General features: G+C 72.3%; 14 protein-coding genes and 1 rRNA gene. 8 read left to right on the forward strand and 7 right to left on the reverse strand.

Annotation, left to right across the window (positions count from 1 at the left end):
• A 5S ribosomal RNA gene (rrf, locus tag ACF089_RS07985) occupies positions 1-92 on the forward strand; the annotation flags it as partial.
• A gap of 149 nt (positions 93-241) precedes the next feature.
• Here rrf and ACF089_RS07990 read toward each other — a convergent pair.
• The 5 genes from ACF089_RS07990 to ACF089_RS08010 are packed head-to-tail and all read right to left on the reverse strand — an operon-like array spanning position 242 to position 5,645.
• Entirely contained in the window at positions 242-1,552 is a 1,311-nt protein-coding gene (locus ACF089_RS07990; RefSeq protein ID WP_392023434.1) for a DUF58 domain-containing protein, read from the reverse strand.
• Between the two features lie 11 nt (positions 1,553-1,563).
• The gene (locus tag ACF089_RS07995; RefSeq protein ID WP_392023436.1) at positions 1,564-2,547 is read right to left on the reverse strand and encodes an AAA family ATPase; all 984 of its coding nucleotides are present in this window, start codon (positions 2,545-2,547) and stop codon (positions 1,564-1,566) included.
• Positions 2,544-3,731, reverse strand: coding sequence for a DUF4350 domain-containing protein (locus tag ACF089_RS08000; RefSeq protein WP_392023439.1), 1,188 nt, complete (start codon positions 3,729-3,731; stop codon positions 2,544-2,546). Before ACF089_RS08000 ends, ACF089_RS07995 begins: the two co-directional genes overlap by 4 nt.
• Entirely contained in the window at positions 3,728-4,417 is a 690-nt protein-coding gene (locus tag ACF089_RS08005) for a DUF4129 domain-containing protein (protein WP_392023442.1), read from the reverse strand. Before ACF089_RS08005 ends, ACF089_RS08000 begins: the two co-directional genes overlap by 4 nt.
• A gap of 4 nt (positions 4,418-4,421) precedes the next feature.
• On the reverse strand, positions 4,422-5,645 hold the full coding sequence (locus ACF089_RS08010) for a glycerophosphoryl diester phosphodiesterase membrane domain-containing protein (protein WP_392023444.1): 1,224 nt from the start codon (positions 5,643-5,645) through the stop codon (positions 4,422-4,424).
• A 183-nt stretch (positions 5,646-5,828) separates the two neighbouring features.
• On the opposite strand from ACF089_RS08010, the gene mtnA reads away from it, so the two are divergent.
• From mtnA to ACF089_RS08045, 7 genes are all read left to right on the forward strand, one after another.
• On the forward strand, positions 5,829-6,977 hold the full coding sequence (gene mtnA / locus ACF089_RS08015; RefSeq protein ID WP_392023446.1) for an S-methyl-5-thioribose-1-phosphate isomerase: 1,149 nt from the start codon (positions 5,829-5,831) through the stop codon (positions 6,975-6,977).
• Positions 6,978-6,981: 4 nt separating this feature from the next.
• Positions 6,982-7,671: a two-component system response regulator MtrA gene (mtrA, locus tag ACF089_RS08020; protein ID WP_187438793.1), complete on the forward strand. Its 690-nt coding sequence runs from the start codon at positions 6,982-6,984 to the stop codon at positions 7,669-7,671.
• A 1-nt stretch (position 7,672) separates the two neighbouring features.
• Positions 7,673-9,676, forward strand: a complete 2,004-nt coding sequence (gene mtrB, locus ACF089_RS08025) for an MtrAB system histidine kinase MtrB (RefSeq protein ID WP_392023449.1) — start codon at positions 7,673-7,675, stop codon at positions 9,674-9,676.
• Positions 9,666-11,510: an LpqB family beta-propeller domain-containing protein gene (locus tag ACF089_RS08030; RefSeq protein WP_392023451.1), complete on the forward strand. Its 1,845-nt coding sequence runs from the start codon at positions 9,666-9,668 to the stop codon at positions 11,508-11,510. The genes mtrB and ACF089_RS08030 overlap by 11 nt, the downstream gene beginning before the upstream one ends.
• Positions 11,511-11,609: 99 nt before the next feature.
• Positions 11,610-12,398 carry a ComF family protein gene (locus ACF089_RS08035; protein ID WP_392023453.1) on the forward strand — a complete coding sequence of 263 codons (789 nt, stop codon included), beginning with the start codon at positions 11,610-11,612 and terminating at the stop codon, positions 12,396-12,398.
• Positions 12,399-12,739: 341 nt separating this feature from the next.
• Complete coding sequence (gene hpf / locus ACF089_RS08040) at positions 12,740-13,432, forward strand: ribosome hibernation-promoting factor, HPF/YfiA family (protein WP_392023455.1); 693 nt, start codon at positions 12,740-12,742, stop codon at positions 13,430-13,432.
• 210 nt (positions 13,433-13,642) lie between these two features.
• The gene (locus tag ACF089_RS08045; protein WP_392023457.1) at positions 13,643-14,398 is read left to right on the forward strand and encodes a response regulator; all 756 of its coding nucleotides are present in this window, start codon (positions 13,643-13,645) and stop codon (positions 14,396-14,398) included.
• A gap of 137 nt (positions 14,399-14,535) precedes the next feature.
• On the opposite strand, the gene ACF089_RS08050 is transcribed toward ACF089_RS08045, so the two are convergent.
• Together ACF089_RS08050 and ACF089_RS08055 are read right to left on the reverse strand one after the other, a co-directional pair.
• Positions 14,536-15,699 carry a winged helix-turn-helix domain-containing protein gene (locus tag ACF089_RS08050; protein ID WP_392023460.1) on the reverse strand — a complete coding sequence of 388 codons (1,164 nt, stop codon included), beginning with the start codon at positions 15,697-15,699 and terminating at the stop codon, positions 14,536-14,538.
• 59 nt (positions 15,700-15,758) lie between these two features.
• Positions 15,759-16,364, reverse strand: coding sequence for a GNAT family N-acetyltransferase (locus ACF089_RS08055; protein ID WP_392023463.1), 606 nt, complete (start codon positions 16,362-16,364; stop codon positions 15,759-15,761).
• Positions 16,365-16,557 lie beyond the last annotated feature (193 nt).

Genomic DNA, 16,557 nt, shown 5'->3' on the forward strand with positions numbered 1-16,557 from the left:
CGCCCGGTTACATTCCGAACCCGGAAGCTAAGCCTTTCAGCGCCGATGGTACTGCAGGGGGGACCCTGTGGGAGAGTAGGACGCCGCCGAACAATTTTTAGCCTCAGTCTTCCCGGACCTTGCGTCCGGGGAGGCTGAGGCATTTTTGCGTTCACCACCCTTTTCCAGACCCGTGCCTATTCCATGCTCAGCCGACAGTGGATCACGGGGGCTTTCCGAGGTCGACTCTTTCCGCGGCCTTCTACAGTCGGCCGGCCGCCTTCAACGCCAGATAGGCATCCGCGAGCGCCGGAGCGAGCGCGTCCGGAGCCGCGTCCACCACAGTGACTCCATGCCGGCGCAGCTGATCCGCCGTACGGCTTCGCTGAGCCTGCTCCTGCGCGGCGGCAGCGGCGGCGTACACCGACTCTGCATCGCCCCGAGCGGCGGACATCTCCTGTACATGGGGATCGGAGACGGAAGCCACGAGCACCGTGTGGCGCTGGGTGAGCTGAGGAAGCACCGGAAGCAGTCCCTCCTCGACGGGCGCCGCCTCCAGGCTGGTGAGAAGCACGATCAGCGAACGGCGAGGGGCGCTGCGGAGCGCGGTCGCGCTGAGGCCCCGGGCGTCGGTCTCGACGAGTTCGGGCTCCAGCGGCGCCAAGGCGTCCACCATGGCGGGCAGCCGCTCGGCCGCCGCGCGGCCCTGGACCCGGGCGCGGACCCGGCGGTCGTACGCCAGGAGGTCCACCCGGTCGCCGGCGCGTGAGGCCAGCGCGGTGAGCAGCAGGGCGGCGTCCATCGATGCGTCGAGCCGCGGGACGTCTCCGACCCGTCCGGCCGAGGTGCGGCCGGTGTCCAGCACCAGCAGGATGTGCCGGTCGCGTTCGGGTCGCCAGGTGCGTACCGCGACCGTGTTCCGCCGGGCGCTCGCGCGCCAGTCGATGGAACGGGTGTCGTCCCCCGCCACATAGTCGCGGAGGCTGTCGAACTCCGTGCCCTGGCCGCGCATCAGAGCGCTGGTGCGTCCGTCGAGTTCCCGCAGCCGAGCCAGCCGGGACGGCAGATGCTTGCGGCTGGCGAAGGGCGGCAGGACCCGCACGGTCCAGGGGACGTGGTGGCGGCCCTGGCGGGCCGCGAGCCCCAGCGGGCCGTAGGAGCGGATGGTCAGCTCCTCCGCGTGCCGGTCGCCCCTTCGGGTGGGGCGCAGCACCGTGCTGAGACGGCGGCGTTCACCGGCGGGGACGACGACCTTGTGCCGGGAGGCGGCCTGGTCGGTTCCGGCGGCCCAGCTGCTGGGCGGCCAGGCGTCGCGGAGCTGGGCCCGCAGCCGCCGGCCGGAGGGATTGCTGATGGTCAGCCCCACCTCGGCACGGTCACCGAGTCGAACTGATGTGTCACCACTTCGAGTGAATCGGAGCGTTCGCACTGGCGCTGCGAGGGCGTAGTCGCACAAGATTGCTAGTGAGAGCGGCGCGTTGACAGCGAGCATCCCCGTCCAGCTGGGCGCGAGGATGCCCACGGGGAGAGAGCCGAGAGCGGCGATGAGCGCGGTTCGTCCAGTGAGAGCCATGGTCGGCGGCTTCAGCGGGGCACGGGGACGTGGCCGAGGAGCGCGGTGATGACGGAGTCAGCGGTGACTCCCTCCATTTCCGCCTCCGGCCGCAGCTGGATCCGATGGCGGAGTGTGGGCAGGGCCAGTGCCTTCACATCGTCGGGGGTCACGTAGTCGCGGCCGGTGAGCCAGGCCCAGGCGCGTGCGGTGGAGAGCAGAGCGGTCGCTCCTCGGGGGGAGACGCCGAGACTGAGGGAGGGGGATTCTCGGGTGGCACGGCAGATATCGACGACATAGCCGGCGATCTCGGCGGAGACAGCGGTCTCGGCCACGGCTTTCCGGGCGGCTTCCAGATCGTCCCGATTCGCCACGGCGCGCAGGCCAGCGGCCTGGAGATCGCGGGGGTTGAAGCCCTGCGCGTGGCGGGTCACCACATCGATCTCGTCCTCGCGTGAGGGAAGCGGCACCGTCAGCTTGAGCAGGAATCGGTCCAGTTGGGCTTCGGGGAGGGGATAGGTGCCCTCGTACTCGACGGGGTTCTGGGTCGCCGCGACGAGGAAGGGCTCGGGGAGCGGCCGTGGCGTCCCGTCGACCGTCACCTGACGTTCCTCCATCGCCTCCAGGAGCGAGGACTGCGTCTTGGGCGGGGTGCGGTTGATCTCGTCGGCGAGGAGGAGGTTGGTGAAGACGGGACCGGGCTGGAAGGAGAACTCGGCGGTTCGGGCGTCGTAGACCAGTGAGCCGCTGACATCGCTGGGCATCAGATCGGGAGTGAACTGGACACGCTTGGTGTCGAGTTCCAAGGACGCGGCCAGCGCGCGGACCAAGAGCGTCTTCGCGACGCCGGGGACGCCCTCGAGAAGGACATGGCCCCGGCAGAGCAGTGCCACGACCAGTCCGGTGACAGCGGGATCCTGGCCCACCACGGCCTTGGCGATCTCGGTGCGCAGGGCCTCCAGGGAAGCGCGGGCGCGGTCCGAGCTCTCAGCTGTCTCGGGGGTCGGGGCGCTCATGAGGTGCGTACCTCTCTTTCGAGGGCGTCGAGTTGGTCTGCCAGGCGGATCAGAGCGTTGTCGTCCGCGGGGGCGGGGCCGAAGAGGAGTGCGGGGAGATCGCGGTCGCCGGCGCCGAGGCGGGTCGAGACCGCGGGAAGCAGGACGTCGGGGGAGTGGGCGCCGGTCGAGGCCACGCCGACGAGCGGGGCGAGACGGGTGCGGGCGGCCGACCGGAGGACCGCGGCCGCGCGGTCACGGGCGTTCGCCCGGTGGTAGAGACGGGCGCGGCCCTCGGTGGCCTCGGAGGCGCGAACGGCCACCGGCAGGCTTTCGGTCACCACGCGGCCCATACGGCGGCCGCGCCAGACGGCCGCGAGCACGGCGGCGAAGGTGAGCTGGAGCGCTCCCCAGAGCCAGCCGGAGGGGATCAGTTCGAAGAAGCTCTCGGAGTCGTCGTCATGGGCGGCGGAGCCGTCGCTCAGGGAAGGGAGGTACCAGACCAGATGGTCACGGGATCCGAGGAGTTGCAGAGCGAGAGAGGCGTTGCCGCGCTTGTCCAGGCGGTCGTTGTAGAGGATGTCGGGAGAGCCGAGGAGCACCGTGTCGCCGCCGCGGGGGGCGTCGAGACGGAGCAGCGTGGGCAGTCCGTCGCTCGGGTAGCAGGCGTCGGCGCCGGGCGTCTTCGTGGTGTAGCGCTCTCCGCCGAGGTCGGCGTCGCCCGCGGTGCGGGCGGCGTTCAGCGCGCACCCGGGGTCGAGGGCCTCGACCGGCGCGGAGGCGTCGGCGCTGACGCCCGGGGCCAGGGTCTCGACGGACGGGGGGCCCGGGGCGACGAGGACCGTGCGCCCGCCGGACGGGTCCACGGCGTCGCGCAGCGTCTTCTGCTGGCGTTCCGTCAGCAGATCGGGTGTGGCCACGAGGAGCGTGGTCCCCGGGCCCGCCGCGGCGGTCGCCTCATCGAGAGTGGTGACCACACGGGTGGACACACCGTGGTCCTTGAGGAGTTCGGCGACGGCCCGGCTGCCCGGTCGGTCGGCGGAGCGCGGGTCCAGCCGGCCGTGCTGCTCGCCGGAGCGGAGGGCGGCGATGGCGATCCCGGCGACGAGGAGAACGGCCAGGCCGAGCAGCAGGCCGCGGGTGCGGGTCCACAGCACGCGCGCGGTGGGCGACAGCGAGGTCTCGCCGGGGGAGCTCGTGGTCATTCCGCGCCTCCCCGAGCCGGCTCGGTCAGCAGGGGCCGGGCGTCTTCGAGCGCGAGGTCGAGGTCACGCAGACGCCGATACGCCTGGTCGTCGGCGGGGCGGCCGCCGTATGTGACGTCGTCGAAGGAGCGGGCGGCGGCGCGGAGTTCTCCGGCGTGGCCGGGGAGGGAGCGGCCGCCCTCGGCGGCGGCCTCGCCGGCGGTGCGGCCGGGGCGGGGTTCGAGGAGGGCGCGTTCCTCCAGTGAGCGGACGACGGCGCGCATCCGTTCCTGGACCGCCTCGTTCCAGCGGTGGGCCCCGGCATGCGTCTCGGCCGTGGTGCGGTGCTGGGACGCGCTGAGGGGGACGTCGCCGAAGAGGGAGTCCCCGGGCGTTGCGGGGGTGCGGCGGGGAGTGCCGAGCCGCCACCACAGGGCGGCGAGCAGACCGGCGGCGGCCAGCAGGATGACGACGATTCCGAGCAGGCCGCCGGGGGCCGCGGTGGACGCGGCGGAGAGAAGATCGCCGACCCAGTCCCAGAAGCTCTGGTGCGCCCGCTGGAGCAGGTTGGGGTCGTTCTCGTGGTACATCGGCCTGGAGAGTTCCCGCTCGGCCGCCTCGCGGGCGGGGGTGCGCGGCGTGTCCACCGGCGCGTCACCGCTCTCGCGGATCAGCGGCCGGGCCGTCGCACCCCCTGTGGTGAGCACCGTGTCAGTTTCCGGGCCCGCTGCCGGGAGTCTCGGCGCCGTAGCCCGGAAGGCCGGCGGCGCGGGCGAGTTCGATGTCGAGCGCCTCGCGCCGGATGCGCTGGTCGATGTAGAGGAGGACGGTGACTCCCGCGGAGATCGGATAGGTGATGGCGGACGCGATGACGCCGCCGATGCCCGTGATGATCAGGAACGCCCAGCCGAACTCGGGCGTCCGTCCGGCCAGAAGGTCGGCGATCCCGCTGCCGTCCGCCACAAATCCGATCACCGTGAACGGAATCGCGATGATCATCGTGACGAGGAGGGTCAGCACCAGCGTCAGCACAAGGATGCCGAAGATCCGCCACCAGGAGCCCTGGACGAGCTTGCCCGAGCGGCGCAGGGAGGCGATGACGCCCTGGCGCTCCAGCATCAGGGCGGGCGAGGCGAGAGCGAATCGGACCAGCAGCCAGGCGATGACCACCAGGGCCGCGATCGAGCCGAGGGCGGCGAGCGTCACTCCTGCCGCGCCGCCCAGCAGTATGCCGGGCAGGGCCCCCGCGAATCCCACGACCGTGGCGATGGCCGGCATCAGGAGCGTGAGCCCCAGCAGCTGGAGCAGCCGGGGGCGGGCCTCGCGCCACGCCTCCGCGAGGGTGACCGGGCGGCCCAGGACCGAGCGGCTGATGACGACGGTGAGCAGGGCCGTGGTGAAGAGCGTGGCGATCAGGGCGATGAGCATCGCCGGCACCAGGCCGATCACGCTGTTCTGCAGCGACTCGACGCTCTGCCGGAGCGCTTCCGCCGAACCCGGCTTGGCGTCGATCTTCACCGGCTCGGGCACCAGATAGCGCTCGGCCAGGATGCTGGCGGTCTGGGCGACCATCGAGACCGTGACGGTGATGCCGAGCACGGTGCGCCAGTGGGCGCGCAGTGTGGAGACCGCGCCGTCGAGGATCTCGCCGACGCCGAGCGGGCGCAGCGGGATGACGCCCGGTTTGGCGGCCGGCGGCCGTCCCCAGCCGCTGTGCGGCCGGTTGCCGCCCCAGCCCGGTCCGGGCGGCGGCGGGGGCGGGCCGTACTGGCCGGGGCCGGAGGGCGCGGACCACTGGCTCGGCGGTGGCTGGTTGCTGGACCACTTCGAGGCGGCGCCGGTGCCGTCGGAGGGCTCGGCGGGCCGGGGCACGCCCGCGTTCTGGCCGTCGGAGTGAGCGGATCCGGGCGAAGCCCAGCCCGGAGTGTCGTTCACAGTCGTCCACCTCATGGATCGGTTGTGGAGTCGGTTCGGCGAACCGACGGGTGCGCGGGGCCTGTCCGTGTGTCAGTTCGGCGGGCCGGCAGCCCATCGTGCCACGCGGCGTCCGCCGGTGGGCGGGCCCCCGTATCTCGTTCGTGCCTTCATTGTCGGTCGCTCACCAGGCAGACTGGGCGAATGGCTGATCAGTACGCGCACGACGAGGGCCGCTACGAGCCGCCCGCGATGCCGGTACTCCGCTGGGAGGAGCCTCCCGACGGGCCGGTGCTGGTGCTGCTCGACCAGACACGGCTGCCCGCCGAGGAGGCTGAGCTGGTCTGTACGGATGTGCCCGCCCTGGTGGAGGCGATCCGGACGCTGGCCGTGCGGGGCGCTCCCCTGCTGGGGATCGCCGGCGCCTACGGGGTCGCCCTCGCCGCGATACGCGGGTACGACGTGGAGGAGGCCGCGGCGCTGCTGGAGGGCTCACGGCCCACGGCGGTGAATCTGGGGTACGGGGTGCGGCTGGCGGCGGACGCCTATCGGGCGGCGGCGGGCCGGGGGGCCGAGCAGGCCGCCCTGGCGGCGCTGACGGCCGCGCGGGAGCTGCACCGGCGGGATGCCGTGGCCAGCTCCCGGATGGCCGGGCACGGGCTCGCCCTGCTCGACGAGCTGCTTCCCGGCGGCGGTCACCGAATCCTCACCCACTGCAACACCGGGGCTCTGGTGTCGGGAGGAGAGGGCACGGCGTTCGCGGTGGCGCTGAGCGCGCACCGCGCGGGCCGGCTGCGCAGGCTGTGGGTGGACGAGACGAGGCCCCTGCTCCAGGGGGCCCGGCTGACCGCCTACGAGGCGGCCCGCAACGGTCTGCCGCACACGCTGCTCACGGACAACGCGGCGGGCTCGCTCTTCGCGGCGGGCGAGGTGGACGCGGTGCTCATCGGCGCCGACCGGATAGCCGCCGACGGCTCGGTGGCCAACAAGGTGGGCAGCTATCCGCTGGCGGTGCTGGCCAAGTACCACCATGTGCCGTTCATCGTGGTCGCGCCCACGACGACGATCGATCCGGGCACCCCGGACGGCGCGTCCATCGAGGTGGAGCAGCGGCCCGGGCGCGAGGTGACCGAAGTGGCCGCGCCGCGGCCGAGGGCGATGTCGGCGGCGGGGCAGACGGCCGGAGGGATCCCCGTGGCGCCGCTGGGGACCCAGGCGTACAACCCCGCCTTCGACGTCACGCCGCCGGAGCTGGTGACGGCGATCGTGACCGAGGAAGGCGCGTTGTCCCCGGTCACGGGGGACGGAATCGCCGCTCTGTGTGCCAGGTCACGCCAGGTCACGATTAGCTAATGGGATGATGTCGATTATGAAGGGACGAGTCCTTGTCGTCGACGACGACACCGCACTGGCCGAGATGCTCGGGATTGTGCTGCGTGGTGAAGGTTTCGAGCCGTCGTTCGTAGCGGACGGTGACAAGGCGCTTGCTGCTTTCCGTGAGGCCAAGCCGGATCTTGTACTGCTCGATCTCATGCTGCCCGGACGGGACGGCATCGAGGTGTGCAGGCTGATCCGTGCCGAGTCCGGGGTGCCGATCGTGATGCTCACCGCCAAGAGCGACACCGTGGACGTGGTGGTCGGGCTGGAGTCCGGCGCCGACGACTACATTGTCAAGCCGTTCAAGCCGAAAGAACTGGTCGCCCGTATCCGGGCGCGATTGAGGAGGTCCGAGGAGCCGGCGCCGGAGCAGCTGGCGATCGGGGATCTGGTCATTGACGTGGCCGGTCATTCGGTCAAGCGCGAGGGGCAGTCCATCGCGCTGACCCCGCTCGAGTTCGATCTGCTGGTGGCCCTGGCGCGCAAGCCGTGGCAGGTGTTCACCCGGGAGGTGCTCCTGGAGCAGGTCTGGGGGTACCGCCATGCCGCCGACACCCGGCTGGTGAACGTCCATGTGCAGAGGCTGCGGTCCAAGGTGGAGAAGGACCCGGAGCGTCCGGAGATCGTGGTGACCGTCCGTGGCGTCGGTTACAAGGCCGGGCCGAGCTGACATGCCCCGAGGCAGCGTTGCTCCGGAGCCCCGGGACCCGGGAGTCCGTACGGAGCGGGCTGCCGGACCGGGCGAGGGCCCGTCGCGATTCGGCCGTCTGCTGCGAGGCGGACGGCCGGGCCGGGACGGCGAGCTCGGTCGGTTGATGCTCCGGCTCGGCGTGCGCTGGATACGCCGTCCGCTGCTGCCCGCCGTACGGCTGTGGCGGCGGAACATCCAGCTCAGAATCGTGGTGACCACGCTGCTCATGTCGCTCGGCGTGGTGGTGCTCCTCGGTTTCGTCGTCATCGGTCAGGTGCGCAACGGTCTGCTGGACGCCAAGGCGAAGGCGGCGCAGAGCCAGGCGGCCGGCGGGTTCGCGGTGGCGCGGGAGCGGGCCAGCGAGCCGGCCGATCCCGGCGGGCAGGACGGCCCGGGCGCCGACGACGGAGGGGCCGCGACCAGTTCCTGGCGCTCCGATCTGGTGGAGCAGCTCGCCAGCGGCGGCCAGGGCGCGTTCAACGTGGTGGCGCTGAGCGCCGAGTCCGAGGACGTCGGCTCGAACCGGGGTCCGCGGACCTCCGGGGGCGTCGACATCGCCTCGATCCCCGAATCGCTGCGGGCGGCTGTCGGCAAGGGCACGGTGCCGTACGAGACGTACATCGAGATCATGTACAAGAACGACGAGCACGAGCCGGAGCCCGGACTGGTCGTCGGCACCCGGCTCAACGACGTCGACGGCAAGCCGTACGAGCTGTACTACCTCTTCCCGCTGGCCCAGGAGGAGCAGTCGCTCAACCTGGTCAGGGGGACGCTCGCCACCGCCGGGCTGTTCGTCGTCGTCCTGCTGGGCGCGATCGCCTGGCTGGTGGTGCGGCAGGTCGTGACGCCGGTGCGGATGGCCGCCGGGGTCGCCGAGCGGCTCTCCGCCGTCCATCTTCAGGAACGGATGAAGGTCACCGGCGAGGACGACATCGCCCGGCTGGGCGAGGCCTTCAACAAGATGGCGCAGAACCTCCAGCTCAAGATCCAGCAGCTGGAGGAACTCTCCCGGATGCAGCGCCGCTTCGTCTCGGACGTCTCCCACGAGCTGCGCACCCCGCTGACGACGGTCCGGATGGCCGCCGACGTCATCTACGAGGCCCGTACCGACTTCGACCCGGTCACCGCGCGCTCGGCCGAACTGCTCGGCGATCAGCTCGACCGTTTCGAGTCCCTCCTCGCCGACCTGCTGGAGATCAGCCGCTTCGACGCGGGCGCCGCGGCGCTGGACGCGGAGGCGATAGATCTGCGGGAGGTCGTACGCCGGGTGATCGGCGGCGCCGAACCGCTGGCCGAGCGGAAGGGCACCCGGATACGGGTGATCGGCGACGAGCAGCCCGTGGTCGCGGAGGTCGACCCCCGCAGGGTCGAGCGCGTGCTGCGGAATCTGGTCGTCAACGCCGTCGAGCACGGCGAGGGCCGGGACGTGGTGGTGCGGATGGCGGTCGCCGGGGGCGCGGTCGCGATCGCGGTGCGGGATTACGGCGTCGGTCTGAAGCCGGGTGAGGCGCCCCGGGTGTTCAACCGTTTCTGGCGGGCGGATCCCGCCCGGGCCAGGACCACCGGAGGCACCGGTCTGGGCCTCTCCATCGCCGTCGAGGACGCCCGGCTGCACGGCGGCTGGCTCCAGGCGTGGGGCGAGCCCGGCGGCGGCTCGCAGTTCCGGCTGACGCTGCCGCGTACGGCGGACGAGGCGCTGCGGGGCTCCCCGATACCCCTGGAGCCTGAGGATTCGCGGCAGAACCGGGAGCGCGCCGGGCACGGCGCGCCGAAGTCCAGCGGGCACTTGCTGGCCTCCGTGCCCGTTCAGCCGGTGTCGGCCCGTTCGCCGCTGCCGGGGCCCCCGCCCTCGGCTCCCTCGGGGGTCGATCCGGCGGCGCTGCCCGGTAGCGGCGCCCGGGTGGTGGCGCGTCCGGCGGAGCGCCAGGAGGGCTCCGTGGCACAGATATCACCGGACCGGGAGGACAGGACTCGTGGGCGCTGATCCCCGCCGTAGGACCCGGAGCGGCGGGCTGCGCCTCGGCGCGCTGCTCGGCGCGGGCGGGCTGCTGCTGACCGGGTGCGCCTCGATGCCCAGCAGCGGTGAGATCCGGGCCGTGAAGGCGTCCCCGCGCGCGGACTCCCAGGTCCGGGTGGAGGCCGTGCCGCCGCGGAAGGGGGCGACGCCCGATGAGGTGATCGCCGGCTTCCTCGAGGCGATGACCAGCGACGACGTCAATTTCGCCACGGCTCGCACCTATCTGACGCCGGAGGCGTCGAAGCGGTGGCGGCCGGAGGCTGGGACGACGGTGCTGGAGGCCGCTCCCGATCCGGGTGCCCAGACGCCGGGCGGCCGGGACAACCCGGGGGTGGACTATCGGCTGCTCGGCCGGCAGATAGCCGCGGTCGACTCCCAGCACGCCTATCGGGCGATCACCCCGGTCAACTACCGCAAGACCGTCCATCTGTCGCAGCGCGGCGGCGCCGACGGGAAGGAGTGGCGCATCGACAGCCTGCCTCCCGGTCTGGTGCTCGGCGCGTCCGACTTCCAGCGCAACTACCGCCCGGTGAACAAGTACTACTTCGCCGACGGCCGGCCCACCGTCGTGGCCGACCCCATCTTCATCCGGCAGCGGACCGACCCCGTCACCCGGATGGACCCGGTGACCCAGTCGGTGAAGGCGCTGCTGGACGGGCCGACGAGCTGGCTGGAGCCGGTGGTCGAGTCGCCCTTCCCGGTCGGCACGGCGCTGAAGAAGGGCGTCACCTCGCTGACGTTCGACGACCGCAACACCCTGAAGGTGCCGCTCAACGAGAAGGCGTCCGCGATGGGCCGCACCGAGTGCAACAAGATGGCGGCCCAGATCCTCTTCACGCTCAAGGACCTGTCGTCCACCCGCGTCGACCAGGTGGAGCTGGAGCGTCCGAACGGCACCTCGCTCTGTGTGGTCCCCAGCGGCCAGGAGGAGGGGTACGCGCCGGACCACTCCTCGGCCAGGGCGGGCAATCAGTACTTCGTGGACGAGAAGGGCCGGCTGGCCGTGCTGCCCGACGACGCCGAGGACCCGCCGACGCCGGTGCTCGGCCCGTTCGGCGACGGCCGGCACCGGATCAGCCAGGTCGCGGTCGCCCGCGACGAGAGCAACGCGGCGGCGGTCTCGGAGGACCACCGGCAGCTGCACGTCTCCTCGATCAGCTCCGACGGCGCGGCGCCCGTCGTGGTGGCCCAGAGCGCCGGCAAGACGCCGCGGGAGCGGCTGTCGGCGCCCAGCTGGGACGGCCGCGGGGATCTGTGGGTCGCCGACCGCGATCCGGGGCGTACGGCGCTGCTGCGCTTCGAGGACGGCGCGGGGCCGGCCGAGGAGGTCCGGATCGCCGACGGCGTCAACGGCGCCCGGGTCGAGTCCCTGAGGGTGTCGGCCGACGGCACCAGGATGGCGCTGCTCCTGACCCAGGGCGGGAAGACCACGCTCAAGATCGGGCGGGTGGAGCGCGAGGGCCCCAAGGACGACCCGGTGGTGACCGTCGCGGAACTGCGCCCGGCCGCACCCCGGATGGAGACGGTGACCGCTGTCTCCTGGGCCGGTCCCAGCCGTCTGGTGGTGGTCGGCAAGGAGTCCGGCGGCGTGCAGCAGGTGCGCTACATCCAGACCGACGGATCCAGCTCGCCCGCCGCCGTGCTGCCGGGGCTCAACAGCGTCAAGGCCGTCGCCGCCTCCGACGACGAGAGCCTTCCGCTGGTCGCCCACTCCGGCGGCGACGGCATCGTGAGGCTGCCCGGCGGGGCCAACTGGCAGACGGTGGTCACCAAGGGATCCTCGCCCGTCTACCCGGGCTGAGCGGCGCCGCCGCCTCCGGTCCGTAAGGCGGCGCCGCGCGGATCCGGCGGTTTTCCACAGGGGTGGCGGGGCTCGCGGGCCCCTGCCACCGTGGTGGTCATGCGCGGGTGGTGGCGGGAGATCTCCGGTCTGGTGCTGCCGGCCGGCTGTGCGGGCTGCGGCGTTCCCCGGACGCCGCTGTGCGAGGCGTGCGCGCGGGAGCTGCACGGCCCGGCCGTGCGCCGGGCCAGACCCGATCCGGAGCCCCCGGACCTCCCCGAGGTGTACGCGGCGGCGTCCTACGCCGACGCGGTGCGGGCGGTGCTCCTCGCCCACAAGGAGCGGGGCGCGCTGGGGCTGGCCGGCCCGCTGGGGAGAGCGCTCGCCGGAGCGGTGCGGGCCGCCGCCGCGCCCTCGACCGGGCGGTACGGGCGGTACGGGCGGTACGGGCCGGTCGGTGCGCGCGGGGACGCCCCGGCCACCCGGACGGACCTGCCGCTGCTGCTGGTCCCCGTTCCGTCGGCCCGGCGGGCGGTCCGGGCGCGGGGGCACGACGCGGCGCGGCGGATCGCCCGCTCGGCCGCGGCCGAGCTGCGGCGCACGGGGACGCCCGCCCGGGCGCTGCCGGTGCTGCGCCAGCGCCGCGGGATCGCCGACCAGTCGGGCCTCACGGCCCGGGAGCGGGTGGAGAACCTCGCCGGGGCACTGGAGGCCGCCCCCGGCTCCGCCCGGCTCCTGGCGGGCGGCAGAACGGTCCTGGTGGACGATCTGATGACCACGGGAGCCTCTCTCGCGGAAGCCGCCAGGGCACTGGGTGCCGCCGCGGAAGGGCGATTTCCCGCGTTCGAACGGATGACCGCCGCGGTCGTCGCCGCACCGCCCCTGTTCGATGAAATAAATCGGAACTGACGGGGAAGGTTCAACGTTGCAGGTAGTAAGAGAAGAAAATGCTCTGAACGGAGGTACACGCTGGTAGCGGGTGCCGACACCCGCCCGATCGAGCTATGTTCGGTTGTGAGGATCCGCGAAATGGATGCCGTACCTCACCGAATGCACTGCTGTGCTTACGGCCAGGGATTCGGGGCAACGGAAAACCTCGAAAGTTGGTGGGGTGGGGATCTTGTCGACTGGGGAGGAGGAGGTGAAAGTCGCCTAGTCCGAGACCTCGGAACATTCACCGGGGTCTGGTGCAAGAGGGAGACGCTCCGCAGCCCGAGGGCGGGCGGAGCATTCCGGGAACGGAGTTCTGCGTGGACATCGTCGTCAAGGGCCGCAAGACCGAGGTGCCCGAGCGGTTCCGCAAGCACGTGGCCGAGAAGCTGAAGCTGGACAAGATCCAGAAGCTCGACGCCAAGGTGATCAGCCTGGACGTTGAAGTGTCCAAGGAGCCCAACCCGCGACAGGCCGACCGTTCCGACCGGGTGGAGATCACGCTCCACTCCAGGGGGCCCGTGATCAGGGCCGAGGCCGCCGCAGGCGACGCGTACGCAGCGCTTGACCTGGCCACCGGCAAGCTGGAGGCACGGCTGCGCAAGCAGCACGACAAGCGCTACAACCGCCGTGGCAACGGACGGCTTTCAGCGGCCGAGGTGCCCGATGTGGTCCCCGGCATCGCCGAGTTGGACTCCCAGGGGCGCCCCGCGTCCGAGGACCCGCCCGAGTCCATTCCCGCCACCACCAGGGTCGGCCCGCTCGAAGTGCAGGGCGAAGGACCGCTGGTGGTCCGCGAGAAGGTCCATACGGCCGCGCCCATGACCCTCGACCAGGCGCTCTACGAGATGGAGCTGGTCGGGCACGACTTCTATCTCTTCGTCGACTCCGAGACGAAGCAGCCCAGTGTCGTCTACCGGCGACACGCCTATGACTACGGCGTCATCCACCTGGAGACCGACCCGCTGGCCGGGTCCGAGGCAGGAGGCGCCGGAGGAGCGCTCGGCGGCTGACCCGGCCGCCCCCGCGTACAGCCGTGCGAACGGCTGGTGCCCCCGAAAGCGCCCCGTGCGCCCTCGGGGGCACCATCGTGCGACCCGAAGGATCACCGGCACGCCGTCCGGGCATGAAAGCATGGACGCTCAGGGCCAACCCGTGCCTCACACGCAGGCGTTGGCGAACCGACATGCCTTACAGGGTCACTGCCTTCAGGGGGAGGAACGATGGCGGACAGCTTCGGGCCGGTGCATCACGACACGGCCGGCGCCGCGCACCCGGTCGCGGGCGTCGGCACGACGGCCACAGGTGGCGTCCGTGCCGAGCCCATCCGGGTCCTGGTGGTGGATGACCACGCCCTCTTCCGGCGCGGGCTGGAGATCGTCCTCGCCCAGGAGGAGGACATCCAGGTCGTCGGCGAGGCGGGCGACGGCGCGGAGGCGGTCGACAAGGCCGCGGATCTGCTGCCGGACATCGTGCTGATGGATGTGCGGATGCCCCGGCGCGGCGGTATCGAGGCGTGCACCTCGATCAAGGAGGTGGCCCCCAGCGCGAAGATCATCATGTTGACGATCAGCGACGAGGAGGCCGATCTCTACGACGCGATCAAGGCCGGGGCCACCGGCTATCTCCTCAAGGAGATCTCCACCGACGAGGTGGCCACCGCGATCCGGGCGGTCGCCGACGGCCAGTCCCAGATCAGCCCCTCCATGGCCTCCAAGCTCCTCACCGAATTCAAATCGATGATCCAGCGCACCGACGAGCGCCGGCTCGTGCCCGCGCCCCGGCTCACCGACCGGGAGCTGGAGGTGCTCAAACTGGTGGCCACGGGAATGAACAACCGCGACATCGCCAAAGAGCTGTTCATCTCCGAGAACACGGTGAAGAACCACGTCCGCAACATCCTGGAGAAGCTTCAGCTCCACTCCAGGATGGAGGCCGTGGTCTACGCGATGCGGGAGAAGATCCTGGAGATCCGCTAGCCGCCGCTGTCGCTCTCGCCGCTGCCGCGTTCCGGGCGCCGCACCCGGGCGCCGGACCGGGACCGGGCGCGCCGGACCGGGACCGGGCGCTCCGGCTGCACCCCGGCGGACGACGCCCGCCGGGGGAGGCGCCGCGGTCAGCCGAGCGCCTCGACCAGGGCCCCCGCCAGCGCGGGCGGCTCCACGCGCTCCACGCGCACGGTCTCGCACCCCACCCAGCCGGCCGCCTCCCGCAGGGCCTCGGCCATGGGCCGCACCGCCTTCGCGGTGTCCAGCGAGACCTGCCGCGCCACCAGCGTCTTCCCCTCGCGCGCCGGGTCGACCCGGCCGAGCAGCCTGCCGCCCGACAGCAGCGGCATCGCGAAGTACCCGTGCACCCGCTTGGGCTTGGGGACGTACGCCTCCAGCCGGTGCGCGAAGCCGAAGATCCGCTCGGTGCGGGCCCGCTCCCAGATCAGCGAGTCGAACGGGGAGAGCAGCGTCGTACGGTGGCGGCCCCTCGGCGCCGTCGCCAGCGCCCGGGGATCGGCCCACGCGGGCTTGGCCCAGCCCTCGACCGCGACCGGCACCAGACCGGAGTCGGCGACCACCGCGTCGAACTGCTCGCCCTTGATCCGGTGGTAGTCGGCGATGTCCGAGCGCGTGCCCACGCCCAGCGACTGCCCGGCCAGCCGTACGAGCCGGCGCAGGCACTCCGCGTCGTCCAGCTCCTCCTCGCGCAGCGCGGCGGGGATGGCCCGCTCGGCGAGGTCGTAGACCCGCTTCCAGCCGCGCCGCTCGGTGCACACCACCTCGCCCACCATCAGCGCCCGCTCGACGGCGACCTTGGAGGCGGACCAGTCCCACCACTCGCCGCCGTTCTTCGCGCCGCCCAGCTCGCTCGCCGTGAGCGGGCCCTCGGCGCTCAGCTGCTTGATCACCTTGTCGTACGCGCCGTCCGGAAGATCGTGGTGCCACTGCGGGCGGGCCAGGTAGGCGCGGCGGCGGAACGCGAAGTGCGGCCACTCCTCGACGGGCAGCACGCACGCCGCGTGCGACCAGTACTCAAAGCTGTGGCCCTCGGTCCAGTACGCGTCCTCGACGGTCCCGCGGCCGACGGCGCCGAGCCGGGCGTACGGAATCAGCTCGTGCGAGCGGGCCAGCACCGAGATGGTGTCCAGCTGCACCGCTCCCAGGTGGCGCAGCACGCCCCGGACGCCGCCTCTCCGGTCGGGCGCGCCCAGGAACCCTTGGGCGCGCAGGGCGATCCGGCGGGCCTCGTCGGCGGAGAGTTCGGCGGCGGGGGGAGGCAGCGTCGTCATGGTCCGCACGATAGACGGCGGCGCCGACAGTGGACCAGGTGCCTTCCCGCCGTTGATCACTATCGGGGCGAGGAGCCCGGGCGGGGGCCGTCGGCGGGCGCCGGGAGATAGGCGTACGGGCTGGTCAGGCCCAGGTCCGAGGGGAGCAGCGAGCCCACCCAGGCGTCGCGGAGGGTGTCCTTGTTGAGCAGCCCGGCGCGGAGCACGCCCTCGACGGTGAAGCCCGTCCTCTCCGCGACCGCGCGCGAGGCGGTGTTGCCGACCTCGGCCCGCCATTCGAGCCGGGTCGCGCCGAGCCCGGTGAAGATCCAGTGCGCCACCGCGCCGGCGGCCTCGGCCATGAAGCCGTTGCCCCGGTGCTCCCTGCCCGTCCAGAAACCGATCTCCCAGGTGCCCGAGTAGGCGCGCAGCGTGACGGCGACCGACGCCAGCAGCGGGCCGCCCTCGCGCGGGATGACCGCGAAGGTGCACATCGTCCCGGCCTGCCAGCCGTCGGGGACCATGCGCTCGGTGTACTCGGCCGCGTGCCGCCGTTCGTACGGCGAGGGCACCGTCGTCCAGCGCTGGATGTCCGGGTCCTGACAGGCCTGGAGGACGGCTTCGGTGTCGTCGGCGGTGAAGGTGCGCAGCAGGAGGCGCTCGGTGGTGAGGACGATGGGTTCCATGAACGGATTCTGCTGGGGCCGGGGGGCCGGTGCGAGCACTTTTCCGGCGGCACCGGCACCTTCGGCGCGTCCCGAGCGTTCTCAGAGCGGGTGACAGATGGCCCGGCCGACCGCGCACCTCCCGACCCGGCGGGGTCCTCGCTTACGATGGCCGTTGCGGTGGGGCCCGCCTGCCGTGCCCGCGCCAGTGTCC

Source organism: Streptomyces sp. NPDC014894 (assembly GCF_043080985.1).
Taxonomy (GTDB): domain Bacteria; phylum Actinomycetota; class Actinomycetes; order Streptomycetales; family Streptomycetaceae; genus Streptomyces.